This window comes from Acinetobacter sp. IK31 (genome assembly GCF_035615195.1).
Classification (GTDB): Bacteria; Pseudomonadota; Gammaproteobacteria; order Pseudomonadales; family Moraxellaceae; genus Acinetobacter; species Acinetobacter calcoaceticus_C.
Window position 1 is genome coordinate 16,801 of sequence record NZ_JANBOB010000033.1, and the last position, 25,816, is coordinate 42,616.

At 39.5% G+C, this 25,816-nt stretch carries 25 protein-coding genes; 11 read left to right on the forward strand and 14 right to left on the reverse strand.

Annotated elements, in window-relative coordinates; all coding sequences use genetic code 11:
- Nucleotides 1-58: 58 nt before the first annotated feature.
- The 4 genes from MSG66_RS16885 to MSG66_RS16900 are packed head-to-tail and all read right to left on the reverse strand — an operon-like array spanning nt 59 to nt 3,653.
- On the reverse strand, nt 59-1,309 hold the full coding sequence (locus MSG66_RS16885) for an NADH:flavin oxidoreductase/NADH oxidase family protein (RefSeq protein WP_324654690.1): 1,251 nt from the start codon (nt 1,307-1,309) through the stop codon (nt 59-61).
- An 8-nt stretch (nt 1,310-1,317) separates the two neighbouring features.
- Entirely contained in the window at nt 1,318-1,704 is a 387-nt protein-coding gene (locus MSG66_RS16890) for a helicase (RefSeq protein ID WP_324654691.1), read from the reverse strand.
- Nucleotides 1,705-1,751: 47 nt separating this feature from the next.
- Nucleotides 1,752-2,615 (reverse strand): alpha/beta hydrolase, encoded by an 864-nt coding sequence (locus MSG66_RS16895; protein ID WP_324654692.1) that lies wholly within the window; start codon nt 2,613-2,615, stop codon nt 1,752-1,754.
- 24 nt (nt 2,616-2,639) lie between these two features.
- Nucleotides 2,640-3,653, reverse strand: a complete 1,014-nt coding sequence (locus MSG66_RS16900) for an alpha/beta hydrolase (protein WP_324654693.1) — start codon at nt 3,651-3,653, stop codon at nt 2,640-2,642.
- Nucleotides 3,654-3,884: 231 nt separating this feature from the next.
- Here MSG66_RS16900 and MSG66_RS16905 point away from each other — a divergent pair, with 231 nt between their 5' ends.
- Both MSG66_RS16905 and MSG66_RS16910 read left to right on the forward strand, forming a co-directional pair.
- Nucleotides 3,885-4,688, forward strand: a complete 804-nt coding sequence (locus MSG66_RS16905; protein WP_324654694.1) for an oxidoreductase — start codon at nt 3,885-3,887, stop codon at nt 4,686-4,688.
- A 55-nt stretch (nt 4,689-4,743) separates the two neighbouring features.
- Nucleotides 4,744-5,745 (forward strand): NADP-dependent oxidoreductase, encoded by a 1,002-nt coding sequence (locus tag MSG66_RS16910; RefSeq protein ID WP_324654695.1) that lies wholly within the window; start codon nt 4,744-4,746, stop codon nt 5,743-5,745.
- A 92-nt stretch (nt 5,746-5,837) separates the two neighbouring features.
- Here MSG66_RS16910 and MSG66_RS16915 read toward each other — a convergent pair whose 3' ends face one another.
- The 4 genes from MSG66_RS16915 to MSG66_RS16930 form a co-directional block, all read right to left on the reverse strand.
- Nucleotides 5,838-6,716, reverse strand: coding sequence for an NAD(P)-dependent oxidoreductase (locus tag MSG66_RS16915; RefSeq protein ID WP_324654696.1), 879 nt, complete (start codon nt 6,714-6,716; stop codon nt 5,838-5,840).
- A complete protein-coding gene (locus tag MSG66_RS16920) occupies nt 6,716-8,092 on the reverse strand; it encodes an MFS transporter (RefSeq protein ID WP_324654697.1) in 1,377 nt (458 codons plus the stop codon). Before MSG66_RS16920 ends, MSG66_RS16915 begins: the two co-directional genes overlap by 1 nt.
- Nucleotides 8,093-8,125: 33 nt before the next feature.
- On the reverse strand, nt 8,126-9,097 hold the full coding sequence (gene denD, locus MSG66_RS16925; protein ID WP_324654698.1) for a D-erythronate dehydrogenase: 972 nt from the start codon (nt 9,095-9,097) through the stop codon (nt 8,126-8,128).
- A 220-nt stretch (nt 9,098-9,317) separates the two neighbouring features.
- Nucleotides 9,318-10,253 (reverse strand): LysR family transcriptional regulator, encoded by a 936-nt coding sequence (locus MSG66_RS16930; RefSeq protein ID WP_133973469.1) that lies wholly within the window; start codon nt 10,251-10,253, stop codon nt 9,318-9,320.
- Between the two features lie 111 nt (nt 10,254-10,364).
- Here MSG66_RS16930 and MSG66_RS16935 point away from each other — a divergent pair, with 111 nt between their 5' ends.
- The 3 genes from MSG66_RS16935 (at nt 10,365) to MSG66_RS16945 (ending at nt 15,015) form a co-directional block, all read left to right on the forward strand.
- The gene (locus tag MSG66_RS16935) at nt 10,365-11,540 is read left to right on the forward strand and encodes a fumarylacetoacetate hydrolase family protein (protein WP_324654699.1); all 1,176 of its coding nucleotides are present in this window, start codon (nt 10,365-10,367) and stop codon (nt 11,538-11,540) included.
- An 87-nt stretch (nt 11,541-11,627) separates the two neighbouring features.
- Nucleotides 11,628-13,415, forward strand: coding sequence for an IlvD/Edd family dehydratase (locus tag MSG66_RS16940; RefSeq protein ID WP_262472024.1), 1,788 nt, complete (start codon nt 11,628-11,630; stop codon nt 13,413-13,415).
- A gap of 16 nt (nt 13,416-13,431) precedes the next feature.
- On the forward strand, nt 13,432-15,015 hold the full coding sequence (locus MSG66_RS16945; protein ID WP_324654700.1) for an aldehyde dehydrogenase (NADP(+)): 1,584 nt from the start codon (nt 13,432-13,434) through the stop codon (nt 15,013-15,015).
- 132 nt (nt 15,016-15,147) lie between these two features.
- Here the strand turns inward: MSG66_RS16945 and MSG66_RS16950 are convergent, their stop codons facing one another.
- From MSG66_RS16950 to MSG66_RS16960, 3 genes are all read right to left on the reverse strand, one after another.
- The gene (locus tag MSG66_RS16950) at nt 15,148-15,357 is read right to left on the reverse strand and encodes a hypothetical protein (RefSeq protein ID WP_133973461.1); all 210 of its coding nucleotides are present in this window, start codon (nt 15,355-15,357) and stop codon (nt 15,148-15,150) included.
- Nucleotides 15,358-15,584: 227 nt separating this feature from the next.
- Nucleotides 15,585-16,139, reverse strand: coding sequence for a TetR/AcrR family transcriptional regulator (locus MSG66_RS16955; protein WP_202741972.1), 555 nt, complete (start codon nt 16,137-16,139; stop codon nt 15,585-15,587).
- 708 nt (nt 16,140-16,847) lie between these two features.
- Nucleotides 16,848-17,405: an Ltp family lipoprotein gene (locus MSG66_RS16960; protein WP_324654701.1), complete on the reverse strand. Its 558-nt coding sequence runs from the start codon at nt 17,403-17,405 to the stop codon at nt 16,848-16,850.
- Nucleotides 17,406-17,807: 402 nt separating this feature from the next.
- On the opposite strand from MSG66_RS16960, the gene MSG66_RS16965 reads away from it, so the two are divergent.
- The 4 genes from MSG66_RS16965 (at nt 17,808) to MSG66_RS16980 (ending at nt 21,645) form a co-directional block, all read left to right on the forward strand.
- Nucleotides 17,808-18,377 (forward strand): TetR/AcrR family transcriptional regulator, encoded by a 570-nt coding sequence (locus tag MSG66_RS16965; protein ID WP_324654702.1) that lies wholly within the window; start codon nt 17,808-17,810, stop codon nt 18,375-18,377.
- A 139-nt stretch (nt 18,378-18,516) separates the two neighbouring features.
- Nucleotides 18,517-19,536 (forward strand): MBL fold metallo-hydrolase, encoded by a 1,020-nt coding sequence (locus MSG66_RS16970; protein ID WP_324654703.1) that lies wholly within the window; start codon nt 18,517-18,519, stop codon nt 19,534-19,536.
- 197 nt (nt 19,537-19,733) lie between these two features.
- Nucleotides 19,734-20,282: an Rrf2 family transcriptional regulator gene (locus tag MSG66_RS16975; protein WP_324654704.1), complete on the forward strand. Its 549-nt coding sequence runs from the start codon at nt 19,734-19,736 to the stop codon at nt 20,280-20,282.
- A 157-nt stretch (nt 20,283-20,439) separates the two neighbouring features.
- Nucleotides 20,440-21,645 (forward strand): NAD(P)/FAD-dependent oxidoreductase, encoded by a 1,206-nt coding sequence (locus MSG66_RS16980; RefSeq protein WP_324654705.1) that lies wholly within the window; start codon nt 20,440-20,442, stop codon nt 21,643-21,645.
- Between the two features lie 95 nt (nt 21,646-21,740).
- On the opposite strand, the gene MSG66_RS16985 is transcribed toward MSG66_RS16980, so the two are convergent.
- The gene (locus tag MSG66_RS16985; protein ID WP_324654706.1) at nt 21,741-22,433 is read right to left on the reverse strand and encodes a type 1 glutamine amidotransferase domain-containing protein; all 693 of its coding nucleotides are present in this window, start codon (nt 22,431-22,433) and stop codon (nt 21,741-21,743) included.
- Between the two features lie 155 nt (nt 22,434-22,588).
- On the opposite strand from MSG66_RS16985, the gene MSG66_RS16990 reads away from it, so the two are divergent.
- A complete protein-coding gene (locus tag MSG66_RS16990; protein ID WP_042896186.1) occupies nt 22,589-23,005 on the forward strand; it encodes a MerR family transcriptional regulator in 417 nt (138 codons plus the stop codon).
- Nucleotides 23,006-23,083: 78 nt separating this feature from the next.
- Nucleotides 23,084-23,890, forward strand: a complete 807-nt coding sequence (locus MSG66_RS16995; protein ID WP_324654707.1) for a type 1 glutamine amidotransferase domain-containing protein — start codon at nt 23,084-23,086, stop codon at nt 23,888-23,890.
- 66 nt (nt 23,891-23,956) lie between these two features.
- On the opposite strand, the gene MSG66_RS17000 is transcribed toward MSG66_RS16995, so the two are convergent.
- Nucleotides 23,957-24,532 carry a dihydrofolate reductase family protein gene (locus tag MSG66_RS17000; protein WP_324654708.1) on the reverse strand — a complete coding sequence of 192 codons (576 nt, stop codon included), beginning with the start codon at nt 24,530-24,532 and terminating at the stop codon, nt 23,957-23,959.
- 211 nt (nt 24,533-24,743) lie between these two features.
- Nucleotides 24,744-25,811: a saccharopine dehydrogenase family protein gene (locus MSG66_RS17005; RefSeq protein ID WP_324654709.1), complete on the reverse strand. Its 1,068-nt coding sequence runs from the start codon at nt 25,809-25,811 to the stop codon at nt 24,744-24,746.
- Nucleotides 25,812-25,816: the final 5 nt, after the last annotated feature.

Consider the following 25,816-nt stretch of genomic DNA (forward strand, 5'->3'; position numbering starts at 1 on the left):
AATTAGAAAAAGCACTCAATTGGAGTGCTTTTTATTGGTTCTATTTAAAATCAATTGGTTATTTTGCTCGGCTACGCTGGGATGCGTAAGTTCCCCAACCACTGCGTAAAACTGATTTAATAAATGCCCATAACCCACTTTCTTTAGGTTTTGGTTGTTTACCTTTTCCAATCCGTTTGAGTTGCTGGGTGTACCAAAGTACTTCCATCACGCCAAGACTATCAATTTTTTTGATGCCAGTTTTAATAGGTTGCACCGACTGAAGACCATTTTTACCTGCTAGCAAATATTTAGGTACATCAGGTTCAATTGCCATAATTCTTGCAATCCCAATAACATCACACGCTTGAGACTGTAAAGCTTGATTCATACCTTCTACGGTACGAAAACCACCTGTAACCATCAACGGCGTTTTTACCAGTGTTCTCACTTTTTCTGCAAAATCAATAAAGAAAGCTTCACGTGCAATTGTCGATGCTTTTTGTGGTGCTTTGGCTACGCCAGACTCATAGGTGCCACCCGATATTTCAATCAGGTCGATGCCTGCATTTGCTAAAGCCTGAATTGTTTCTAACGAGTCTTGCTCGGTAAACCCACCTTTTTGAAAATCTGCCGAGTTAAGCTTAATTGCAACTGGAAACGCTTTACCGACTTGTGTTCGGATTTCTGCATAAACTTCCATTAAAAAACGACGACGTTTTTCTGGTGTACCGCCCCACTCGTCATTTCTTAAATTATGTAAAGGTGACAAAAACTGATTTATGAGATAACCATGTGCAGCATGAATCTCGACTCCACTAAATCCAGCCTTTTTACATATCGCTGCGCTACGACCAAAGCGCTGAATAATTTCTAAAATCTCTGCGTGTGTGGCTTCATGTGGTGTTGCAAATAAAGGCTGCATTTCTGCACCAAATGGCACTGCCGATGCAGAAATATTACGGACATTTAGCCCTTTCGGTGATTGTTTTCCGGGATGATTTAACTGTGCCCACAATTGAGAACCTTGTTCGGTCACGGATTTTGCCCATTTCTGTAAAATTGCAAAATCACGCTCATCTTCAACCACCACATTGCCTGCTTCACCTAAGGCACGTCGGTCAATCATAATGTTGCCAGTTATGATCATCCCAATTCCTGATGCAGCCCAACGCTGATATAGCCGAACATGTTTTTCGTTTGGATTATTTGAATAGCTGGCTAAAGTTTCACTGGTTGCAGCCTTCGCTAAACGGTTTGGAATGATGACACCATTCGGCAAAGTTAAGGGCTGATTCAAAAGATTGGTTTTTAATTGCAAATGAGTCATGGCTTATCTCACACAGTTAAAGAGGGTTTTGAATGAGGTTGAATAAAGTCCACTAAACTTTGAAACCACATTACATCCACAAAGTTTCCGCTAATCACAAGGTCTTGTGTTTTAAGTGCAGTTAAAAAAGTGTTTACACTGTCTTTCGCTGACAACACGGCAAACCCTTTGCTACCCGTTTTAAACGTAAAGGTAAAACTTGGTGACTTGGTTAGCCCTGAGTAAGAGTTAATCTTGCCATTTTTCACTTCGAAATAGCGGCCTTCACCACTTGCTGTTTGAATTTGAAAGATGACATTTTTATCTTTCACAAAAGCTGCGCATTTCAGGTTCTTTTTTACAGCACGCTGCATGAGCTTGGTCAGCATCCACAGCAATAATTTAAATTTCATCATTTTTATCTTCTTGATTCATCAAATTGAATGGACCGAACTCATAAGCATTATTCATCTAAAAACTGTATTGCATGTTTTACGAAGCGTTCAGGGTACTGAAATTGGGCACCATGTCCTGCATCGGGATAAATAAATAGCTGTGCGTTTGGAATGTTAAGTGCCATGTGGTAGGCATTGATGGTCGGAATCATCACGTCATCTACACCATTTAAAATGAAAGTAGGTTGTTTAATCTCACGTAAATGTGCAAAAGGATCTTGTTCATCAAGTTTAGGTAAAAAATGCATATTGGCTTCTATCTGTGCCTGCATGACTTCAACTGAGCTTTCTGGATCTTGGTCTTTACGCTCATGGCGACGTTGCCAAAATTCATGACCCGTCTGAATAGCAGCTTCAGATCGGCCAAAAAATAAGAATAGAAAGTCTTCTTCAGACGGTACAGCAGTTGTTGCATGCTTCAATACCAGAGCAGCGACTTCTGGATCATCTCCACGTGGTTTACCGCCTCTTGGTCCCGTACCTAAAAGCATCAGCTTTCTCACAAGTTTAGGATGACGGCGTACTAAATCTTGTGCCTGAAACCCTCCAAGTGAAAAGCCTAATAGGTCAACCTGCTTTAAGCCTAATGCACGAATGACTGCTGCCGCGTCGTCTGCCATATCTTCAATGCGAGTACGGGGCTGGCCTTTAGAGGAAGCAACGCCACGACCGTTGAACAAAATGACTTCACGCCCTTCTGCCAAACCATCAGTAATGAGTGGATCCCAGTTGTCTAAACCACCTCGAAAATGCTGAAGAAAAAATAGCGGTGGTTGCTCTGTATTTGCATTACCCCATCGACGATAGGCAAAATTTGCTCCATCAACTTCAATGAATTGGGTCTCGGCTGTTTGGTGTGTAATTGTTGTCATCGTCGTTGTCCTAAATTTAAGCTTTTATTTATCTAAGAATGTAAGTGATTGTTTTACAAAATCTTCATGAAATTGAAAAATTCCACCATGGCCAGCATCTGGATAGATAACAAGTGAGCTATTCGGTAAGCGCTTTGCTAAATCATAAGTATTTACTGTTGGCACCATTCGGTCATGATCACCATTAGCAACTAACACTGGTTGTTGAATCACAGAAAGGTCGGAAGGTTTTTTACTTCCCCATTTTTTGAGTGCTTTAAGCTGGGCACGATAGGCAGAAATAGTGATTTCTTTATCGCGGTTTTCGGTACGTTCATTAATACGTTGAATAAACTTTTTTGCAGCAGCTTTACCATTTTCTGTACGCGTGAAGAAAAGATAAACCTTAGGGTCTTGGTGGGTAACCATTCCACGGAATAAATCCCAATTTGAAATTCGTCCTACTGTACTAATTCCTGTACCGCCAGCAGGGCCAGTTCCCGATAAAATCATTTTTCGAACTAAATTCGGCTGCTTCAAAGCAATCTCTTGTGAAATCATGCCTCCCATCGAGAAGCCAAATAAATCAACTTTTTTAAATCCTTTTGCCTGAATAAAAGCAATCGCATCGTCTGCCATCTGCTCAATCGACTGGGCTGGTTTACCTGTAGAAGCGCCAACACCACGATTATCAAACACGACAACATGATGTTTAGCCGCAATTCCATCAATCATTCGTGGGTCCCAGTTATCTAGAACTGCCGCTAAATGATTTAAGAAAATGACAGGCGTTCCACCGTTTTGCTGACCATATTCTCGGTAGGCGAAGTTAACGCCACCTGCACTAATAAATTGAGTTGGCACATTTGTCCAATTTGTATCTAAGTGAGAGGTTGAGTCTGATTGCTGATTGATCACAGTATTTGATGACATTTTCTTCTCCTGAGTTGCGTGGTCACTAAAAGAAATAGATGCCACCGTCTCTGCCTGAGTTAAGGGAGCACTAAAAATAGATACCGCCGTTAACCCCATAGCAATTGTATTTAATAGAAATTTCATTTGTTTTGATCCTAATTCTATTCATTCAACTGATTTAACTGTTTCGATGAGCAATCTATTGAGATTAGCGACACCCTTCACAGTTACTACTCATTTAATACTTACTATACGACCACATTATTTATTTGTCACTATCTTTTTAGTAGTAACTATTTTATTTTTAGATTATGATGAAAAAATCAAGCCCGAATTCATTCGTTCAGGCGACAAAGTTTAAGTAAGGAACATGATATGACCAGCAAAGTGGTTCTCATTACAGGTGCATCGTCTGGTATTGGTTTAGCAACCGCAGACCTTTTACATGAGGCTGGATTTATTGTTTATGGCACAAGCCGACGAGCAAAAGATTCATCAAACTATAAATTTCATCTTATTGAGTTAGATGTGAACCAAGACGAGTCAGTAACGCAGGCCATTGAAAAAGTAATTGCAAATGAAGGCCGAATTGATATCTTAATTAACAATGCTGGTTTTGCAATATCACCCGCTGGCGCTGAAGAAAGCTCAATGCAGCAAGCACAGGCTATTTTTGATACTAACTTTTTTGGTGCCGTTCGAATGACTCGCGCCGTTATTCCACACATGCGTCAGAAAAAATCAGGACTTATTTTAAATATCAGTTCAATTCTTGGACTTGTGCCTATGCCATTTGGCGCACTTTATTCTGCGTCTAAACATGCACTTGAGGGTTATTCTGAATCTTTAGACCATGAATTAAGGTCTCAAAACATTCGTGTCTCTTTGATTGAACCGGCGTATACCAATACCTCTTTAGGAGCAAACTTGCTCGAACCTGACAATAAAATCTCTTTTTATGATCAAGCTCGTAAAAAGCTCCATCAACAAATGATTCATTCAATGAATAAGTCAGATGAGCCAAGCGTTGTTGCCCATGCAATTTTAGACGTGATTCAAAGTAAACATGTGGTACCACGTTACACAGCAGGCAAAACTGCACAAAAACTAAAAGCTTTAAGACGATTTGCGCCTGCAAAGATTTTTGACAAGTTAATTCAACGCAGCGTGAAAGTTTAGAGCAAACTTAAACGTATAAAACATGAAAACAAATTTCAAAAAATAGAGGTTCCAAATGAAAGCAGCCTACATTAACCGTTACGGCCATATTGATGATGTACAAGTCGGTGAACAGCCAAAACCTTCTCTGTCAAAAGATGCTGTGCTTGTTAAAGTGCATGCAGCGAGTATCAACCCTCTCGACATAAGAGTTTTAGAGGGTGAATTTAAAGCAATTCTCCCAGTAAAATTTCCTTTCATATTAGGCAGTGATTTTGCAGGCACAGTTATAGAGGTTGGATCGAACGTTACTCAGTTTAAAGCTGGTGATGAAGTCTATGCCAAGATCGATCTAAACGGCGCTTTTGCTGAATATACAGTGGTTCAGCAGTCTTCACTTGCCCTTAAACCTAAAAATATTTCGATGGAACTAGCGGCCTCTTTGCCTCTGGTGGCATTGACTGCATGGCAAGCACTGGTTGAAATTGCTAAAGTTCAATCAGGACAAAAAGTGCTCATCCATGCAGGTTCTGGCGGTGTGGGATCAATTGCGATTCAACTTGCTAAGTCCCTTGGAGCTATTGTTGCCACAACAACAAGTGGTAAAAACACTCGTTGGGTTAGAGAACTAGGTGCCGATATCATTATTGACTATAAAACGGCAGACTTTGAGCAAGAACTTAAAGACTATGACGTGGTTTTAGATACGCAAGGTGGGAAAACTTTAGAGAAATCGCTGAATGTGGTTAAACGTGGTGGGCGTATTATTAGTATTTCAGGTCCACCCGACCAAGCTTTTGCAGAAGCAGTTAATCCAAACCGATTTCTAAAATGTGTTATCCCGCTCTTAAGCTGGTCAATTCGACATAAAGCAAAGAAACGTGGCATTACCTATTCATTTTTATTTATGCAGCCGAATGGTCAACAGCTCTCAAAAATTACTGAATTAGTAGAAGCCGGAAAAATTAAACCCATAGTTGACCAAACATATGACTTTGCTCAAATCAAGGAAGCATTCCAATATGTAAATACTGGCCGTTCAAAAGGAAAAGTTGTTTTAAAAATAGCTGAACTTTGAGCATGATGATGTGAAGATAAAAACACTACAAATAGTTAATCAGTCATTAAACATTTTGATTATTCAACCATTCGTAGTGAATTTATAAAAGGTTATAGAGCTAAATGGTTCATTCGCTCTAACTCACGAATTAGACCAGAATGATCAAGCTCACCGTCTCCCGCCCCAACCATATTCTGAAAGAGTTGATTGACCAATTCAGCAATTGGTAAATTCAACTCAAGTGATTTGGCGTAGCTAATGGCGGTATCAATATCTTTATATTGGGTGCGAGCAGTACCTCCGGGTTTAAAATTGCGCGTTAATATCCGTTCACCGTGCTGCTGCAAAATCGGAGAGTCTGCAAAACCACCTGTTAATGCCTGTTTGAGTTTTACGGGGTCAGCTCCAGCTTTACTGGCAAGCAATAATCCTTCGCTTACGGTTGCAATGGTGGTTGCCACAATCATTTGATTGACGAGTTTTGCAAGCTCACCACAGCCAGCCCCACCCACTAAAATTGGTCGTCCCATTGCACTTAAAATAGTTTCAGCTTGTGAAAATGTTTTAGCTTCACCGCCAACCATAATGGCTAAGCTTGCATTTTGAGCACCTTTTTGTCCGCCAGAGACCGGAGCATCTAAATAGTGAAGTGATAGTTCTTTACACTTTTCACTTTGTTTTTTTGCAATTTCTACCGGTATCGAACTCATCACAATGACCGTGCTTTCAGGCTTCAACTGTGAGATAGCACCGTGTTCTTTAAACAGGATTTCATCACAAGTTTTTCCATCACTGAGCATACAAATTAAAAACTCTACATCTTGTCCGACTTGTTCAAGTTCACTGCAAACATATGCACCAGCGTCTTTTAAAATATCTGCTTTAGATAGGGTTCTGTTCCAGACCTTAACTTGATGCCCTGCTTTTAGTAAATTCATGGCCATTGGCAAACCCATAATGCCTGTACCAACAAATCCGATGGTCGCCATTATTTCATCTCCGTCGCAGTTCGAACTTTGAATTGTTGTTGTTCTGCTTTTAAGCTATTCGATTTTAACTTAGCCAATAACAACAACCCTAAACCACCCATTGCAACAAATCCAGCAATCACGAGAAAGGCCACTGTGTAGGTTCCAGTGGTTGTATATAAATAACCTGTTAAATACGGACCAGTAAAACCACTTAAGTTGCCGACCGAGTTAATTAAACCAATTCCGGCTGCGGCACCTACACCTGTTAAAGTTTGCCCAGGAATGGTCCAAAAAATATTAATTGCACTAAACACACCAATTGCAAGAAGAATAAAACCTACAATAATTGCCCAAGGCTGATTCACAATTAAGGCAATAGCGATTGCGGAAGCAGCCATGAGTGCAGCACAAGCTCCATGTTTATAACGCTCTTGTTTGCGGTCAGAACGGCGGCTCCATAAAACCATGCCCACTGCTGCAAAAGCATATGGAATTGCGGTGAGTAAACCATTTTGAATGAGGCTGATTTCCATACCAAAGGTGTTTCTGAATGACTCTAATACACTCGGTAAAAAGAAAAACATCGCATTTGAACCAGACGTAATGCCAAAATAAACAATTGCCATAATCCAGACCAATGGGTTTTTAAACACTTGTTTAATCATTTCACCTTTGGTTAAAGCCACTTCTGTAGATTGCTCTTTCTCTCGTTCTTCGCGCTCTAGCGTGGTCATTAGCCATTGACGCTGCTCTGCTGTTAACCACTCAGCCCCTTTAGGATTATTGGTTAAATATTTTAGACAGATTAATCCTAAAATAATTGAAGGAATACCTTCCAAAATATACATTAAGCGCCAGCCTTCATAGCCAATGGTATTACCCCATTGCATAAGACCTACCGAAATTGGCGCACCAATAATTTGAGCAATTGGCAATCCAAGATAGAACGTTGCGAAAACGCGGGCACGATATTTTGCAGGAAACCACAAGGTTAAATAAAAGATAACACCCGGAAAGAAACCCGCTTCGGCAATTCCGAGTAAAAACCGTAAAACAATAAACTGAGTACCGCTATGGATAAAACCCATAAGTCCAGCAATGATTCCCCAAGTAATCATGATTCGGGCAATCCAGATTCTTGCTCCAAACCGATGAAGTAAAACATTACTCGGTACTTCCGCAATAAAATAACCAAGAAAAAATACGCCCGCACCTAAACCAAAAATGGTTTGAGTAATTCCAAGTGCATCATTCATGTGTAGCGCAGCAAAACCAATATTGGTTCTGTCTAGAAATGCCATAATGAATAAAATAATGAGAAACGGGATAATTCGACTCGAAACACGCTTAATCGTCTGCTCTTCGAGAGCAGTTACATTTTTGATATCTTCCATAATAACTCTCACATCAACTGGCGATCACTGCCATTAATTTTGGGTATCTTCTATATGTGCCTGAATGACGCTTTCAAAATTTTCATCTGCTCGGAAACCTAAAGATTCGGCATATTCAGCCTTCACCTGAACAGGCCAACTTTTAACAATACGTTGAATGGTTTGGTCTTCTTGCCATTGCACCAAATCGGTTGCTTGTTTGCCTGCAACTTTTTCAAGCGCTTCAAGCATTTCTTTAACGGTAACGGTTAATCCCGGTAAGGGAATAATTCGATTATCTTGAAGTACGTCTGTCGAAATGGTGGCAGCCTTAATCATCGATTCAACACAGCGCCGTGGTGAAGTAACAAAAACTGGGGTATCTGATGGTACGGGGCAAACTGCCGTTTCGCCTTTTAACGGTTCACGAATGATTGAACTAAAAAAGGTAGAAGCTGCTTTATTTGGTTTACCGGGACGAACCACAATGGTCGGTAGTCTCAAAATACGGCCATCAATAAAGCCTTTTCTTGAATAATCAGACACCAGTAATTCGCCTACCGCTTTTTGCATGCCGTAAGAAGACTTTGGTGTAACTACTGTCTCGTCTGTTACCACCTCTGGCAATTGACCGCCAAATACAGCACAACCACTGGCAAAAATGACTCGAGGCCGTGTTTGTTTTTTTCTTAATTCTTCTAATAAATTTAAGAGCCCATAAAGATTAACGTCCATTCCTAAATCAAAATCAGCCTCAGCTGCTGAACTGACTACGGCGGCCAAGTGCCATACCACATCAATATTGTCTGTAATATTTGCCACAGTGGTTTTATCGGTAATATCACCAACAATAACTTCAATTTTCGGGTCTTGCGGTAAATCTTCACCAGCAAATGCATCAAAAAGAATAACTTTATTGATGGCTTTAGGTTGATCACCATCTAAAGTAAGGCTACAGGTTTTTAGAATCTCTTTCGCAATTTGTTTTCCAATGAAACCAGTTCCACCAGTGATTAGTACATTCATACAGGGATCCTTTCCTAATTTTTATTCACTTAAAAATTTTTTAATCATCGTGAATTAAACGATAAGGAGTCCAAGCAATAATTTCCAATGAATAATTTCTAAATATTGATAACTTTTTAATATCAGTTTTATGTTTATATAATTCAACAATAGCCAGTTATTTTTCTTATTTTTTAATAAAAAAAGCCCCAAATGCTTTACTGATTTGAGGCGTATCTTTTTATTTACGTTTTGCGTTTTTTAATAAAATGTTGATAAATGCCGATGCAATGTCAGAAACAGGCTCACCTTTACGTGTCAAAATTCCATAATCTTGTGCATCTAAAATCAAATCCGTTTCTAAAATCTGTAGTTGCCCTTCTTTTACCTGATCAATCACCATCGCTTCTGGCAACATTCCAACCATTGGCGCGCCTTTTAATATCTGTAAAAAGGTCTGCATAGACATGGTATTCACCGTATTTAAAGGTATTTTGACTTTTGCTCGGGCAAATGCACCTTCCATACGCTCTCGAATTGGGGTGCCTTTAGGATAAAGAACCCACGGCCAGTTGAGTAACTCCTCTAAAGTGCAGAATTTTTTTTGAGCACATGGATGCTCACTATTCACAACAATACAAAACGGCTCTGGGCCTAAAGGTTGAAAATCGAAAAACTGACTTTGAGTCACATCGGTAAAACGGCCTATCGCTAAATCTAAAGTATGTTCGCTTAACATTTCCATTAAATGGTCACTGGTTTGTTCAACCACATCGATAGAAAGTAGTGGCCATTTTTTCTTGATTTCAATAATTGAGTTTGGAATCACCACAGCGGTTGCCGCAAAGATACCACCAACTTTTAAAAAACCGTGTCCACCCAATCGTAAAATTTCAATGTCTTCGACGAAATGCTTTGCATCGTTTAAAACACGCTGCGCATAGCGAATCACATGTTCCCCCAAAGCAGTGACTGGCATATTTCGGGGCAATCGTTCAAAAACAGGAAAACCAAGCAACCCTTCAATTTCTTTTAACATTTTACTGACCGCAGGTTGACTTAAGTTCATCTGCTCGGCAGCCAAATGCATATTATTGGTTCGAGCTAAAGTTTCAAGCAGAACCAAATGTTTGAATTTCAACCAATTATTTAAGCTTGCGTAAGTCAAATCCGCCATTTATAAAATTCCTTTTCGATAACTTTTCGTTATTAATAATTAAATTATTACGATTGGTGTTTATTAAATAAGAAACATATCATGATTTCAAATAAAAGAAGGATGCTTTAAATGAACTTTACCTTAAATTCCCAGAACTCATTACCAGACGATGCTACCCAAGGATGTTTAATTGGTCGTGCGTGGATCCCAAATCAAATTGCTGGCCCTTCACCTATTATTTTAAAAGGTAATCAGGTTTTTGATATTTCAGAGAAGTTCCACACGATTTCTCAGTTGCTTGAAAGTTCAGACCCATTAAAAGCTTTATCTGAAATTGAAGGTAAATTAATCGGGTCAATTGATGAGTTATTTGCAAATACGGTGGCTGAACCAGATACAAATAAAGCGTATTTTTTAGCCCCTATTGATTTACAAGTGATTAAAGCGGCTGGTGTAACCTTTGCCGCAAGCATGTTAGAGCGCGTCATTGAAGAACAAGCTGGTGGCGATGCACAAAAAGCTCAATCCATCCGTGAAGTTGTACAAAATGTGATTGGTGATAATTTAAAAACAATTGAACCTGGTTCTGAAAAAGCCCTTCAACTGAAAGAATATTTAATCGAACAAAATATGTGGTCTCAATACCTTGAAGTTGGTATTGGCACAGATGCAGAAATTTTTACTAAAGCACCGGTTTTAGCAGCCGTGGGAACGGGTCAAAATATTGGTATTCACCCTAAGTCTGAGTGGAATAATCCAGAACCAGAAGTGGTATTAGTTGCAAACAGCAACGGTAAAATTTTAGGTGCAACGTTAGGCAACGACGTTAATTTACGGGACTTTGAAGGTCGTAGTGCTTTGCTCTTAAGTAAAGCAAAAGATAATAATGCCTCTTGTGCAATTGGCCCTTTTATTCGTCTTTTTGATCAGACATTTTCTTTAAATGATATTCGTGCTTGTGATGTTGAACTGCAAATTCAAGGTACGGATAACTTTGTGCTCAATGGCATCAGTTCTATGTCACAAATTAGTCGTGACCCAGAAGATTTAATCCAGCAAACACTCAATGAAAATCACCAATATCCAGATGGCTTTGTCTTGTTCTTGGGAACTCTATTTGCCCCGACTCAAGATCGCGAACAAGCTGGCGCAGGCTTTACACATAAGGTCGGCGATGTCGTTCGTATTCATTCACCTAAATTAGGCACTTTATACAATACGGTAATGACAAGCGACAAAGCGACGCCGTGGAATTTTGGAATAAATGCATTAATGCGTAATTTGAAGCAACGAGAATTATTATAATTTTCACGTATTATCGATCAGTTGAATTGTAATATTCATTTCGTGAAAAAGTTAAATTTTAAAAAGTATGAGTGAAAGGATCTAAAAATGAATGATCAAGATAAACGGATTTTTTTACGTAGCCAAGAATGGTTTGATGATCCTACACATGCTGACATGACAGCGCTCTATGTTGAACGTTATATGAATTATGGGTTGACCCGTGCCGAGTTACAGTCGGGCCGACCAATTATTGGCATTGCGCAAACTGGTAGTGATTTGACCCCGTGCAACCGTCATCACAAAGAATTGGCTGAACGGGTGAAAGCAGGTATTCGTGATGCGGGTGGTATTCCAATGGAATTTCCGGTTCACCCAATTGCAGAACAGTCTCGACGTCCTACTGCTGCGCTAGACCGAAACTTAGCTTATTTAGGTTTAGTTGAAATATTACATGGTTATCCGCTTGATGGTGTGGTGCTAACAACGGGCTGTGACAAAACCACGCCAGCCTGTCTAATGGCAGCTGCAACAACAGATTTACCCGCCATTGTTTTATCTGGTGGTCCAATGCTAGACGGTCATTTTAAGGGCGAGTTAATTGGTTCTGGCACAGTGCTCTGGCACGCACGCAATTTACTTGCAACAGGTGAAATTGACTATGAAGGCTTCATGGAAATGACGACTTCGGCATCACCTTCGGTTGGGCATTGCAACACCATGGGCACTGCACTTTCAATGAATGCCTTGGCAGAAGCTTTGGGTATGTCATTACCCACATGTGCAAGCATTCCTGCGCCGTATCGCGAGCGTGGGCAAATGGCCTATATGACAGGAAAAAGAATTTGCGAAATGGTTTTAGAAGATTTACGTCCATCTAAAATCATGAACAAACAATCATTTGAAAATGCTATTGCCGTAGCGTCTGCTCTAGGCGCATCAAGTAACTGTCCTCCCCATTTAATTGCAATTGCCCGCCATATGGGCATTGAACTGAGTTTAGAAGACTGGCAACGCGTTGGAGAAAATATTCCATTAATTGTGAACTGTATGCCTGCAGGTAAATATTTGGGTGAAGGTTTTCACCGCGCTGGGGGCGTTCCTGCGGTTATGCATGAATTACAAAAATCAGGTGTTTTACATGAAGACTGTGCATCGGTCAGTGGTAAAACAATGGGTGAAATTGCTAGAAATGCAAAAACCTCAAATGCAGATGTAATTTTCCCCTATGAACAGCCACTTAAACATGGTGCAGGCTTTATTGTGCTGAGTGGTAATTTCTTTGACAGCGCCATTATGAAAATGTCTGTCGTTGGCGAAGCATTTAAGAAAACGTATTTATCTGACCCCAATAGTGAAAATAGCTTTGAAGCAAGAGCGATTGTTTTTGAAGGCCCCGAAGATTATCACGCACGAATTAACGACCCTGCTTTAGAAATTGATGAACGTTGTATTTTGGTCATTCGAGGTGCTGGAACAGTCGGTTATCCGGGCAGTGCCGAAGTTGTCAATATGGCCCCACCCGCACAGTTAATTAAAAAGGGAATTGACTCACTGCCTTGCTTAGGAGATGGCCGTCAAAGTGGAACCTCTGCCAGCCCTTCTATTTTAAATATGTCACCAGAAGCAGCGGTAGGCGGTGGAATTGCGTTATTAAAAACTAACGATCGATTGCGCATTGATCTAAATAATCGCTCCGTTAATGTACTCATTTCTGATGAAGAGTTAGAAAAACGCCGTCAGGAATGGCAACCCACTGTGTCTGCATCTCAAACACCTTGGCAAGAAATGTATCGAAATATGGTAGGCCAATTATCAACGGGCGGCTGTTTAGAGCCTGCAACGTTATACATGCGTGTGGTCAACCAAAATAATCTTCCAAGACACTCTCATTAATTTCAGGATATTCGTTATGAACATTATTGGACACAACTTTATTGGCGGTTCACGCAGTGCTCAAAGTACAAACTTATTAAAAAGTGTGAATGCAACAACAGGCGAATCTCTGCCTTATGAGTTTCACCATGCAACCGAACAGGAAGTGAATCAGGCTTGTGAAGCTGCCAGTCAAGCTTTTAAAACTTACCGTCATACTTCACCTGAACAGCGTGCAACCTTTTTAGAAAACATTGCTGATGAACTTGACGCTTTAAGCACAGATTTTCTAGAGGTCGTTTCACAAGAAACTGCCTTACCACTTGCCCGTTTGCAAGGTGAACGCAGTCGTACCAGTGGACAAATGCGTTTGTTTGCTAAAGTGCTGCGCTGTGGTGATTTTTTAGGAGCTCGTATTGATACTGCTTTGCCAGAGCGTCAGCCTCTACCTCGTCCAGACTTACGCCAGATTAAAATCGGTGTTGGCCCCGTTGCTGTATTTGGGGCAAGTAACTTTCCATTGGCCTTTTCAACCGCAGGTGGCGACACTGCTTCTGCTTTAGCAGCCGGCTGTTCGGTTGTGGTGAAAGCCCATAGCGGACATATGGCGACAGCAGATTTTGTCGCTCAGGCAATCGAACGTGCGGTAGAAAAATCAAATATGCCTAAAGGTGTATTTAACATGATTTATGGCAATGGTGTGGGCGAACCCTTGGTTAAGCATCCGCTAATTCAGGCTGTGGGTTTTACCGGTTCACTGCGAGGTGGTCGAGCTTTATGTGACATGGCAGCAGCACGTCCACAACCGATTCCAGTATTTGCTGAAATGAGCAGTATTAACCCAATGCTGATGTTGCCAGAAGCCTTAAAAAACCGAGGTGAAAAAATTGCACAGGACTTGGCAGATTCAGTGGTTCTGGGCTGTGGTCAGTTCTGTACCAATCCGGGCTTAATTTTAGGAATTAAATCAGCCGAATTTAGCCAGCTCATTACTAACCTGACTGAAATTATGGGCGGCAAACCTGCTCAAACCATGCTGAATGCTGGAACCTTAAAAAGCTATACAGCAGGTCTGGAACACTTAACCGAGCATCAAGGTATTGAACATTTGGCAGGCCAAACCCAGCAAGGTAATCAGGCACAACCACAATTATTTAAAGCTGATGTTGAGTTATTACTGGCAAGTGACCAGCTTTTACAAGAAGAAATCTTTGGGCCAGCAACTGTCATTATTGAAGTTGAAGATAAAGCCCAACTCATTCAGGCATTACAAAGCATGAACGGTCAGCTCACTGCGACTTTAATTGCTGATGAAGCCGATTTAACCGAGTTTGCAGATGTGGTTCCGGTGTTAGAAGAAAAGGCAGGCCGATTACTGTTAAACGGTTATCCAACTGGTGTTGAAGTGAGTGATGCGATGGTACATGGTGGGCCATACCCAGCAACCTCAGATGCCAGAGGCACCTCGGTTGGAACCTTGGCAATTGACCGTTACTTACGTCCGGTGTGTTACCAGAACTATCCGCAAAGCTTATTGCCGGAGGCTTTGAAAGACAGCAACCCGTTGCAGATTTTAAGGCTGGTTAATGGTGAGATGACCAAAGATACTCTGTGCCAATAAGGACAAGGATATTCCTTAAATAAAAAATCATGATATTTATAGGATGCTTTCTGCTACAAGAAATCGGCTTAAATACGTATAAAAAAACCTCAATGAGATATTGAGGTTTTTTATACATTTGCGATAGTTTTATCAGTTTTGCTGATCTTTTTGCCGCTGTATATCTTTCTGATCTTTCACGTTTTGTTGCCGCTGTTGATTTGGTATATGGTGTTGGTATTGGTGGTTTTGTTGCTGTTGTTGATCCTGTTGGTTTTGCTCGAATTGTTGATCTTGCTGTTTATTTTGGCGATCTTGATCAATCTCTTGTTGCCGGTGTAGATCACTTTTTTGATTAGCCATATTAATTGTCCATTCTTTAATATGATTCATTTTTAAATTTACATCCTTATCATTATAAGGCTACCTACTTCATGTGACATTTTCTTTCATTGTAAATTTTATGATTGAAGATAAAAATATATGACTAATAAAGATGCATTTATTTAAATTTTCTAAAAATATAAATTACATTGACTACTTGATAAAACAAATTTTATTTTAGATTCATAGATTAATATGCTTTTCTCTCACCCCAACCCCAACAAAAAATACTCAAGCAACCTCTCCCGTTCATCTGGTTTACTCGGGTCTAAAAGCTGAACCATTGCTCCATCAATCACAAACAAAAACATGTGGGCATCTTGTTTTGAAGCATTAACATTGGTTGTTAAAAGCAGATTATAAATTTCCTTGATCAACCAGTTTCGATAGTCAATTACGACCTGATACGCCTTTGGATGTGTTTTCGCAATTTCAAAAATAGCTTTAAACGGCAAATGATAAAGCCCTTCTAAATCGGCATGTAAAAAATAAATTTTCCTAAGTTTTTCAACTAGCGTTAAGTCTTTTTGAACATAAATAATTGAAAGTAATTCTTCTTTTAAACCATCTTTTTGAAAGGTCAGACTCATTTCGATAAGACGTTCTTTTGAGTGAAAATAATTATAAAACGTGGCTTTCGGGATTTTTGCTGCTTCAATAATTCGGTCTACCCCGACATTGTGAAAGCCATGTTTATTAAAAAGATATCTTGCAGAATGAAGCACACTTAAAGCACGAAATGGGAGATTTGAATGTGGCATAGTTTTACCGTTATAAAATAAATTTTTGTTGTATATAAATGAGATATAAAAAGCCTTGACCCTTTTGAGGGTGAAAAAAGGCGTAGCAAAGCCATAAAGACTGTGCTTGGCACATCTCAAGTTTTATTGTTGATAAGTTTTTAAACGAAATGATTTAAAGTTCGACAAGCCTAAAGGCCATCAAACCATTTAAAGATGGGTTAAGTTGTGTCGATATAGCTTTTGGCAAAGGCTGCCAAGAAATAATGAATGTGCAAAGCCAACTCCTTTAAGTATGGAGTTCTGCCGAAACATTATAAATTATGGTGGCAGAACGGAAGTGGGTTGACGGACTGGGTTCGACATCCAGCACACTCGAAAGTGTCCCACTCCCGTCCTACCGCTACGAGAGGGAACGAGGTGTGCACACATGAAACTATTCCTCAGAAGGAATAATCTGATGTGGTCGATCATCGGTCCGTCAAAACCGACTGGCAATGTAGGCCAGCCCGCAAATGGTAATCTGCAATATTTAAGGTGTCAATGTGAAATTGGCTAGAAAATATTTAATTAATTATTGTTTTTCATTTAATTACATATTTAAGAAAAACCTTAAATATTGGCTTAATAAAATTATTGGTTCTGAATAATTATTTAAAGGTTTTATATTCAGAATAAAGAAATCCGCTAGGCTATTAATATTAAAGTCATAGCGGAAAGTTATAATGATTAAGAACATGCTCCTACTTGCTGCGCCCCATATCGAGCCTGTTGCTCAGTAAATCTATCACCAGCACTGGACGAAAGTTGGTCAATAAGGCCACTACAAGAAAAACCTGTTAGTTCTATATATTGTTGTGCTGCTTGTACTGCTTCCTGATTCCAATCTACATCCATGCTATCGACCGCAGCCTCGGCATCTGCATAGCTAAAACCATCACCAGCGCTTGAAGATAATTGGTCAATTAAGCCTTTACGAGAAAAACCCATCAGATCAAGATATTGCTCAGCAGCTCTAACAGCATTGCGTTGTTGATTAGTCAAATTAGAGGTGACCACAACTGGAGTATTTTGATTTTCGGCTTTATTCGCAGCATCAACTGCTGCCTGTGCCTCTTCTGCAGCTTCAACTGCTTCACTTGCGGCAGCAATGGCTTCTTGCGTTGCTGATTCACTAACATTATTTGAGGAAGTTGATGATACTTTTGAACTGTTCCCTCCAACAATAAGGGCTAATACAAAAATAATAGTAAATAGAATACCTACCCACATAAAAAATGTCTTCATACCCTATTTCTCCTAATTTTTTAAAATCGATATTACAAAAGTAAAGTTATGTGTTTTCTATGTTATTGGTTTGTATTTAACCTAATTATTAAGGTAGATTCAAGAATAATTAATTCTTCTAAATTTACTTTAAGCTGTACAAAAAATTCTTCTTAACTCGTGAAATAACTAATTATATTTATAACCATAGAAAGAACTACATCTTAGATAATCTAGATTAGTAAATTGGCTTTTATTTATCTGATGAAAAATCAAAAAATAATAAAAATTAGTATGGTAGTTTTACTATTAAATCTTTTGCTGGGAATGGGGAGAAAAGCTAATGTAAGGCTTCTTTATTTCACTTGCACTCTAGCTATTTTTATGTATGATTGAGTAATCACTCAATTAATATATTTGCGTATGGCTCGTCCTCGTAGTGAAGATAAACGTAATGCAATTTTAAGTGCTGCTATAGAAACATTGGCAGAGCTTGGTGAACGTGCATCTACCTCAAAAATTGCCAAAGTCGCTGGTGTGGCAGAAGGTACTTTATTTACCTATTTTAGTAGTAAAGAAGAGTTGCTTAATCAGCTCTATCTTTCGCTAAAGGCTGAACTTCGTCAGGTCATGATACTCAATTACCCTGCTCACGCCGATTTGCAAACACAAATGTCTCATATTTGGCAAAGCTATTTGGACTGGAGTTTAGAAGCTCCACTCAAACGCAAAGTAATGGCACAGCTTTCAACCTCTGAACAAATTACCGAGCAAAGCAAACAAATTGGTATGCAAACCTTTTGCGATCTGACCCAAAATATTCAAGAACATATTAATGGTGGAACACTACGTGATTACCCACCATTATTTATTGCTTCAATTTTGGGGGCGCTTGCCGAAGTCACACTGAATTTTATTGCCCAAGACCCTTCTCAAACCGAGCGTTATCGCAAATCGGGTTTTGAAGCATTTTGGCATGCAGTTTCAATATAAATAAAAGATAAGGACCTACGGCGTCCTTATTTTTGAACCTATTAATGAGTGAGTAAATACTCATTTATATAGATATTAATAAGTACTCTTAAAGTTCTTATTTGCACATATAGGTTTATTCCACTAAAGGAAAAACAAGATGACTATTTCAAATACAACAGACTTGCCTTCTCCCTTAATGCCGTCACAACAGCATGATGGCAAATTTAGAAATACACGTCCGAACCAGCACAAGCCTTCTTTTGGAAAATCGCTTCAGTTGATGTGGAAGTTTCTATTTAACAAACCGAAAGATACCGTTCCAAACAAACAAATTCCGGTTTTAAGTTTGTCGAAAGAACAACTTCTTAGTGCACCTGACCGCTCTCTCTTTCGTCTGGGGCACTCGACCATTTTGTTAAAATTACGCGATGAGTTTTGGCTAACTGACCCTGTTTTTTCGGAGCGTGCATCACCTTTTCAGTGGATTGGGCCAAAACGTTTTCACCAACCGCCAATCAGCATTGATGAATTACCACCCATTAAAGGCGTGATTTTGTCGCATAACCACTATGACCACTTGGACTATCATGCGGTCATGCAACTTAAAGACAAAGTTGAGCACTTCATAACACCGCTTGGTGTGGGTGATGCCCTGATTAAATGGGGAGTTCCAGCAGAAAAAGTTCAACAACTCGACTGGTGGGACACCACACATATTGATGGTTTAGAACTGGTAGCCACCCCTGCACATCATTTCTCGGGCCGAAGCTTGAGTGACAGTAATGCAACTTTATGGGCATCTTGGGTAATTATTGATAGTGATCTACGCGTATTTTTTAGCGGTGACACGGGATATTTTGATGGCTTTAAAGAGATTGGACATCGTTATGGACCTTTCGATCTCACCATGATTGAAACTGGAGCTTATGACCCAGAATGGCCAGATGTTCACATGCAACCAGAGCAAACTTTACAAGCCCATCTCGATTTAAAAGGACGTCATTTGTTACCTGTGCACAACGGTACTTTTGATTTAGCGCTTCATGCTTGGGATGACCCATTTGAACGTATTGTCGGTTTGGCTAAGCAAAAAGATTTAGGCATTAGCACACCGCAAATGGGTGAAATCCTAAATCTAAACGAGCCAAATGTCGAAAATTATTGGTGGCGTTCATAATTTTTTCTCGCTAGTTTTAAATTATTTTCTCTCTTAATATTTCATTAAAGGCTTTTAAATTCATTAATATAACTAATATTTTCTTTATCAAAATCACTCAACAATAAAACTAGGACTAACTTTATCTTAGTTTTATTGTTGACCAAAAACACAGACCGAGTTAGTCTGTGTTTGTAATTGATCAATTATGAAATTAAATGGCTTATATCACTAGTAGCGTCGAGTATGCGATTCACTGTCTTCTTTTTCTTGTGAACAATGAAGATAAACCTTTGAGTAGTAAGGATCTGGCCGAATTACAAGGAGTCTCTCCGAGTTTTATGGCCAAGATTTTTCCTAAACTTGAAAAGGCAGGCCTTGTTGTTGCACAAGAAGGTGTTCGCGGTGGATATTTACTGGCCAAACCGGCTCATGAAATCAGTTTTTTAGATATCGTGAATGCAATCGAAGGTGAAAAACCGCTTTTTGAGTGCCAAGAAGTCCGTGGCAAATGTGCAGTCTTTAATCATGCCCCGCCAGCTTGGGCAACCAGTGGTGTGTGTGCAGTACATGCCGTCATGCTACAGGCCGAAAAAGCCATGCGAGATGCGCTAGGTGCTCATACACTTGGTGATATTGCAGACCGTTTTGGCCGTTATGCACCCGACGTATTTTTTAGTGATGTAAATGGCTGGATCAATGAACGCATCGAAGGAAGAACAGCAAAAATGCGGAAAAACAAAATATCACGGGACACCCCCGACTAACGAGCTGATAGGGCCTCAAACCCTAAGCTAAAACTCCCCTAATCGTTTTAAACGCCTTCTCAGATTTTTCGGACAATCAGAGAAAGGATTCGCTCACCCTAAATTTGTGATGAGCTGGAATTTATTGTCCGAAAAAACCTATCAAAAGGATAATCAAATGAGTAAACGTATTATTATTGCTGGTTCTGGCTTTGCTGGTTTATGGGCTGCACTTGCTGCACAAAGAGCAATTCACTTAGCTTCGCAAGAACAAAATATTGAAGTAGTGATGGTTTCCCCTACTCCCAATGTTGATATTCGTCCTCGTCTTTATGAACCCGTACTTGAAAATATGAACCCTGATATTTCAGAGCTATTAAGTGCAGTTGGGGTTAAATATCTGGCAGGTTGGGTAAATGAAATTGATGCCGATCAACAGACAATTGCTGTTTCAACAAAGGATGGCAACAAACAAACCTTAAGCTATGACCGTTTTGTTTTGGCAACTGGAAGTACCACTTTTATGCCGCCCATTCCGGGCCTTACAGAATATGGCTTTAGTGTAAGTACATTAGTAGATGCTGAAAAACTAGATCAACATCTTAAAAATTTAGCCAACAAACCTGCAAATGCAGCGCGTAATACTGTTGTGGTTGCCGGTGGTGGTTTAACTGGCCTAGAAACAGCAACTGAAATGCCCGAACGCCTGCGTCGTATTTTGGGTGAAACTGATGTACGTGTAGTTTTAGTTGATTCCTCAACAGAAATTGGTGCAGCAATGGGAGATGAAGCTGCTGCCGTAATTCAAGAAGCACTCACAGAACTAGGCATTGAAGGTAAAGCTGGAGTACGTGTTTCTGCGCTTGATGCATCAGGGGTAACACTTTCTAACGGCGAAAGAATTGAGGCTGCAACTGTTATTTGGACTGCGGGCATGCGAGCAAATCACCTCACTTCTCAAATCGCAGGTGAAAAAGATAATTTAGGCCGTTTGATTGGAGATGCTTATTTACATGCACCTGAAGCAAAAAATATTTTTGTGACGGGTGATACGGTAAAAGTTCCAACCGATGAGTTCGGTAATTTTAATGTGATGTCTTGCCAGCATGCCATGAGCCTAGGCCGTGTTGCTGGTTACAACGCAGCCGCAGAATTGGTCGATTTACCGTTACATGCATATAGCCAACCAAAGTATGTCACTTGTCTTGACTTAGGTGCATGGGGAGCTCTTTACACAGAAGGTTGGGACCGTAAAGTTCAATTTGTACGTGAAGATGCTAAAAAAATTAAACAGGAAATTAATACTGTCTGGATTTACCCGCCTGCGGCAGACCGTGATACTGTTTTTTCGATAGCAAATCCTGATTTTGTTATTGTTCCTTAAAGTTATCCTTTCTAGATAGCTTATTTTAAAACCCCAAAAGCAGAGAACCTTTATTGGTTTTACTTTTGGGGTTTATTGTTGTGTAGATTAATTTATTAGGCTTTTTCTAAATTTTCTATAATTTCTAAAGCAGTCTTTTTAGCCGAAAACGGGTTTTGGCCTGTAATTAAATTTCCATCTTGAACCACATGTGGTGCAAATGGAATTAAAGCCTTTTCATAGTCAGCGCCATACTCTTTTGCTAACTCTTCGGCATTGTAAGGCACCTTTTTGGCTACGCCTGCTAAAATTTCTTCACTCCATGCAAAGCCAGTTAACTTCTTCCCGTCTATAAGCCGTTTACCATTGGAAAGCCTTACATTTAATAGACCACAATAGCCATGACACACACTCGAAACAATCCCGCCTTTTTCATAAATATTTTTGGTGATTTCTTGAAGTTCAGGGTTATCTAAAAAATCCCACATTACCCCATGGCCACCAGTGTAATAAATCGCATCATAATCCTGCCAATTGATATCTGACGGTTTGAATGTATTTGCCAGCAAAGTCATAAATGCTTGATCGTCTTCTCTCGCTTTGACAGATTTATCGGCAACTAAAGCACCGAGTGACTTTGGTTCAATCGGCGTTTTTCCACCATTCGGACTTACAATATCCTGAATATAACCTTGTTTCTCAAACTCATCATAGGCATGGGTAAGTTCGCCTAACCATAGACCTGTGGGCTCATCTACATCTTTGTAACGTGAAACGTTAGTCACGACATGTAATATGCGTTTAGACATCTCTTCACCTCATTTTCATATTTATAATTTTGTTCATTAATTTATCAAAGCATAGAAACTTGTTAATGAAAGTGTGTGCTTGGTAAAGTTATGAACCTTGCTTTTACAACACTATAAGTCTAAAGTTAGCTTTAATGTCAAGAGAATGTGTGGCTATGAATATTAGTGAGTTATCTAAATTAAGTGGCTTAAGCACGCCCACAATTCGTTATTACGAACAAATCAAACTCTTGCCTAAAGCTAAGAGAAAATCAAATGGCTATCGTGAATATAGTAACAACGATTTAAAGCAACTCTCTTTGATTCAACAAGCGCAGCAAGTTGGTTTTACTTTAGCAGAAATTAAAGCTTTTTTGCCTTCAAAAGTTGCTACTTGGAACCACGATGAACTCATCCAAACACTTGAAACTAAAATTCAAGAAATAGAACTTTTAGAACAGAAATTAAAAGCAAGTAAGCAAAACTTACATACAATGATTGAAGCCATTAATAACAAGCCAGATGAAATTACTTGCGAAGAAAATGCAGAAAGACTCATGAATCTCTACTACGACAAAGCAAAAACACCATAAATTTTCTAAGAATTCTATTGACCTTCAAGCGAACTTTAAACATACGATTGACTACAGGTGATTGATGAGGAACCTGTCATGTTTAAAGTTTGGGATATTCAGCGTTGGTTAACAATTATTTTTGCCATCTTTTTAACTTCAAATTCGGTACACGCCGCAGAGTCAGCTAAAACTCAAAGCCTTACTAAAGCAAGCGGAAAAATTTTAGTAGTGATGACTAATCATTCAGCTTACCCTACTCGTTCTGATAAAACAGGACTTTGGTTGACTGAACTCACTCATTTTTATGATGTCGCTTTAGCCTCTGGCTATAAAATGGATTTTGTAAGTCCACTCGGTGGTGAAGTTCCGTTAGATGAGCGTAGTTTAAAGTCAATTTACTTAGATAAATCGGCACGAAACCATTTAGCCGACCCAGCCTTTATGCAACTTCTAAAAACCACACTATCCCCGAGTGCAATTAACCCTTCACAATACAAAGCCATTTACTATACCGGTGGTCATGGCACTATGTGGGATTTTCCAAAAAATCAATCTTTGCAGAACATTAGCGAACAAATTTATCAACAAGGTGGAGTCGTTTCAGCGGTATGTCACGGTGTAGGTGGGTTATTACCTCTACAAGATGAAAATGGCAAATCGTTAATTGCAAATAGAACCGTTACTGGTTTTGCAAATATTGAAGAAACACTGTCAGGTATTAAGTCTCAAGTTCTCTTTTCTTTACAAAATGGACTCATTGAACGTGGAGCAAAATACAAGCGAGCGTTTGTTCCATTTACTTCTTATGTAGTTTCAGACGACAGAATTATTACTGGGCAAAATCCTCAATCGAGTAAAGAAATTGCCGAAGCTGTCATTAAACGTTTAAGTACGATTCAATAAATCTAAAAGACGAATTATAAACGAGCCCTGTAATTCGTCTCTGGTATATAAATACTTTAGAAAAGATCAGCTTATTTTTTGATAATGAAGACCTATCGCTCCAGAAGCAAAGGTTTTATTTTCGATGAGTTTAAGATTAGTCTTTTCACTAACACCCTTAAATAAAGGCAATCCATTACCAATCAAGACTGGAGAAATTGTAATTTTATATTCATCAATTAAATTCAGTTGCATGAGGTAGTGCGCAAATCTAGGACTACCGAGAATAACCATATCTTTACCCGGTTGCTGTTTGAGCTTATTGATCTCTTCTTCAACATGATCTTTTACAAGTTTGGAATTATTCCACTCAACTTTATCTAAGGTTGTTGAAAAAACGATTTTTTCAGTCTTTTCAATCCATTCTGCATGATTCCTTTCGTGCTCCGAAGCTTCTGGATTGGAAAGTATAGATGGCCAGTAACCATGCATCATTTGGTAAGTCGCGCGTCCCCAAATCACCGTATCGGCAGTACTTAAAATGTCTTTCGCGTGTTTTGCCAAATCGGCATCATAAGCAATCCAGCCAATATCCATTGCCCCATTTGGACCTTCGACAAAACTGTCAAACGAAGCATGTAGAAATAGTATGAGTTTTCTCATTATTTACATTCCATTGTTTATAAAAAATATGCATTACATTTTAGTATATTCAATTTGAATTATTTCTCGTGGCGTGTTTTGTTTTCTGTTTTTCTTTGAACCTAAATGAAGTTGTATTCTTTGAAATATCTTTAATTTTTATTCATTGCCCGAACAAGAATTATCTTATTCGGGACTACTCTATAAATATGCTGTTTTAACCAAGTTTCTGTTAAGTAATGACCAACGGTCCAGAACCCGGTAGCTCAGTCACTAGCTTATAACCCATCAGTTTCGCTGGTGTATATGTACCACCTTTAACCGTATTTTTGAGTAAATAATTCACCACAGTCAGTGAACCATTGACCGTAAGGCTATAAGCGTTTTCTGTTTGGATGCGGGCGGTTTTTATTTCCCCACGTGAATTTCTGGCTTCACCCCAAACATAGGTCGGTACTTTTGCGCGGAGCTCTTCATTTGGTCCAACGACTGTTTTTTCAATACGCGCCTTAATAAACTTCTGCACGGCTTTAAGTCTTAATATTGGACGTACATAGTTCATCATTTTTGCGCCCATAATCATTTTTGGAAACGCCGGAACAAACACTTCAATGTTTGGAATACCTGTTGTATAGAAAGCGGTAGAGACATCTCCCCATGGAACACTCATGGCACTTTTTTTACCGTCACCAAAATCAATGGTCCGAACATAATGTGCTAATGGAACAGTGGTAATTTTTCCGTTTTTACGAATTTTTCCGCCTTCACCCATACCTTCTATACTTGTTTTGGCAGTACCCGGTGAAAACCCAGTTCTAGAGTCAAAACCAAGCGCTAAATGGGTTGCATCTGGTAGTGCTTCTTTCAGTGCAGCTGCCACGCAGTCTGTCGGAATCACATCAAAGCCAACACCCGGACAAAGCACAATATCGGCTTTTTCTGCTTGAGTGTTAAGTGACTGCGCTAATTCAAATACAGAAATTTCACCCGTAATATCGAGATAATGAGCACCTGCTTTTATACATGCTTCCATCATCGGCTTTGAAGTAGCTGAAAATGGCCCTGCACAGTGCATGACCAGTTTAAAGCCTTGGAGTTGCTCACTTACCGCATCTACGTTATCAAGCCCAAAAGCTTTATAGTCGAGCCCTAACTCTTGAGCAAGTGCCTCAACTTTTTCTTTGTTACGACCTGCAAGTGTCGGTTTTAAACCTTGACGTATAGCTTCACGAGCGATTAACTCGCCCGTGTAGCCATTTGCTCCATAAATTATCCAGTTTGAATCGTTAGGATTTGTCATAACAC

What these genes read in the sequence shown, in the direction of transcription:
- MSG66_RS16990 (WP_042896186.1), top strand. Translation starts at nt 22,589, where the DNA reads ATGAATATTAGTGAGTTATCTAAATTAAGTGGCTTAAGCACGCCCACA.
- MSG66_RS16945 (WP_324654700.1), top strand. Translation starts at nt 13,432, where the DNA reads ATGAACATTATTGGACACAACTTTATTGGCGGTTCACGCAGTGCTCAA.
- MSG66_RS16975 (WP_324654704.1), top strand. Translation starts at nt 19,734, where the DNA reads ATGGCTTATATCACTAGTAGCGTCGAGTATGCGATTCACTGTCTTCTT.
- MSG66_RS16910 (WP_324654695.1), top strand. Translation starts at nt 4,744, where the DNA reads ATGAAAGCAGCCTACATTAACCGTTACGGCCATATTGATGATGTACAA.
- MSG66_RS16915 (WP_324654696.1), bottom strand. Translation starts at nt 6,716, where the DNA reads ATGGCGACCATCGGATTTGTTGGTACAGGCATTATGGGTTTGCCAATG.
- MSG66_RS16930 (WP_133973469.1), bottom strand. Translation starts at nt 10,253, where the DNA reads ATGGCGGATTTGACTTACGCAAGCTTAAATAATTGGTTGAAATTCAAA.
- MSG66_RS16960 (WP_324654701.1), bottom strand. Translation starts at nt 17,405, where the DNA reads ATGAAGACATTTTTTATGTGGGTAGGTATTCTATTTACTATTATTTTT.
- MSG66_RS16955 (WP_202741972.1), bottom strand. Translation starts at nt 16,139, where the DNA reads ATGCCACATTCAAATCTCCCATTTCGTGCTTTAAGTGTGCTTCATTCT.
- denD (WP_324654698.1), bottom strand. Translation starts at nt 9,097, where the DNA reads ATGAATGTACTAATCACTGGTGGAACTGGTTTCATTGGAAAACAAATT.
- MSG66_RS16935 (WP_324654699.1), top strand. Translation starts at nt 10,365, where the DNA reads ATGAACTTTACCTTAAATTCCCAGAACTCATTACCAGACGATGCTACC.
- MSG66_RS16920 (WP_324654697.1), bottom strand. Translation starts at nt 8,092, where the DNA reads ATGGAAGATATCAAAAATGTAACTGCTCTCGAAGAGCAGACGATTAAG.
- MSG66_RS16995 (WP_324654707.1), top strand. Translation starts at nt 23,084, where the DNA reads ATGTTTAAAGTTTGGGATATTCAGCGTTGGTTAACAATTATTTTTGCC.
- MSG66_RS16965 (WP_324654702.1), top strand. Translation starts at nt 17,808, where the DNA reads ATGGCTCGTCCTCGTAGTGAAGATAAACGTAATGCAATTTTAAGTGCT.
- MSG66_RS16895 (WP_324654692.1), bottom strand. Translation starts at nt 2,615, where the DNA reads ATGACAACAATTACACACCAAACAGCCGAGACCCAATTCATTGAAGTT.
- MSG66_RS17005 (WP_324654709.1), bottom strand. Translation starts at nt 25,811, where the DNA reads ATGACAAATCCTAACGATTCAAACTGGATAATTTATGGAGCAAATGGC.
- MSG66_RS16980 (WP_324654705.1), top strand. Translation starts at nt 20,440, where the DNA reads ATGAGTAAACGTATTATTATTGCTGGTTCTGGCTTTGCTGGTTTATGG.
- MSG66_RS16900 (WP_324654693.1), bottom strand. Translation starts at nt 3,653, where the DNA reads ATGAAATTTCTATTAAATACAATTGCTATGGGGTTAACGGCGGTATCT.
- MSG66_RS16985 (WP_324654706.1), bottom strand. Translation starts at nt 22,433, where the DNA reads ATGTCTAAACGCATATTACATGTCGTGACTAACGTTTCACGTTACAAA.
- MSG66_RS16950 (WP_133973461.1), bottom strand. Translation starts at nt 15,357, where the DNA reads ATGGCTAATCAAAAAAGTGATCTACACCGGCAACAAGAGATTGATCAA.
- MSG66_RS17000 (WP_324654708.1), bottom strand. Translation starts at nt 24,532, where the DNA reads ATGAGAAAACTCATACTATTTCTACATGCTTCGTTTGACAGTTTTGTC.
- MSG66_RS16890 (WP_324654691.1), bottom strand. Translation starts at nt 1,704, where the DNA reads ATGATGAAATTTAAATTATTGCTGTGGATGCTGACCAAGCTCATGCAG.
- MSG66_RS16970 (WP_324654703.1), top strand. Translation starts at nt 18,517, where the DNA reads ATGACTATTTCAAATACAACAGACTTGCCTTCTCCCTTAATGCCGTCA.
- MSG66_RS16885 (WP_324654690.1), bottom strand. Translation starts at nt 1,309, where the DNA reads ATGACTCATTTGCAATTAAAAACCAATCTTTTGAATCAGCCCTTAACT.
- MSG66_RS16940 (WP_262472024.1), top strand. Translation starts at nt 11,628, where the DNA reads ATGAATGATCAAGATAAACGGATTTTTTTACGTAGCCAAGAATGGTTT.
- MSG66_RS16905 (WP_324654694.1), top strand. Translation starts at nt 3,885, where the DNA reads ATGACCAGCAAAGTGGTTCTCATTACAGGTGCATCGTCTGGTATTGGT.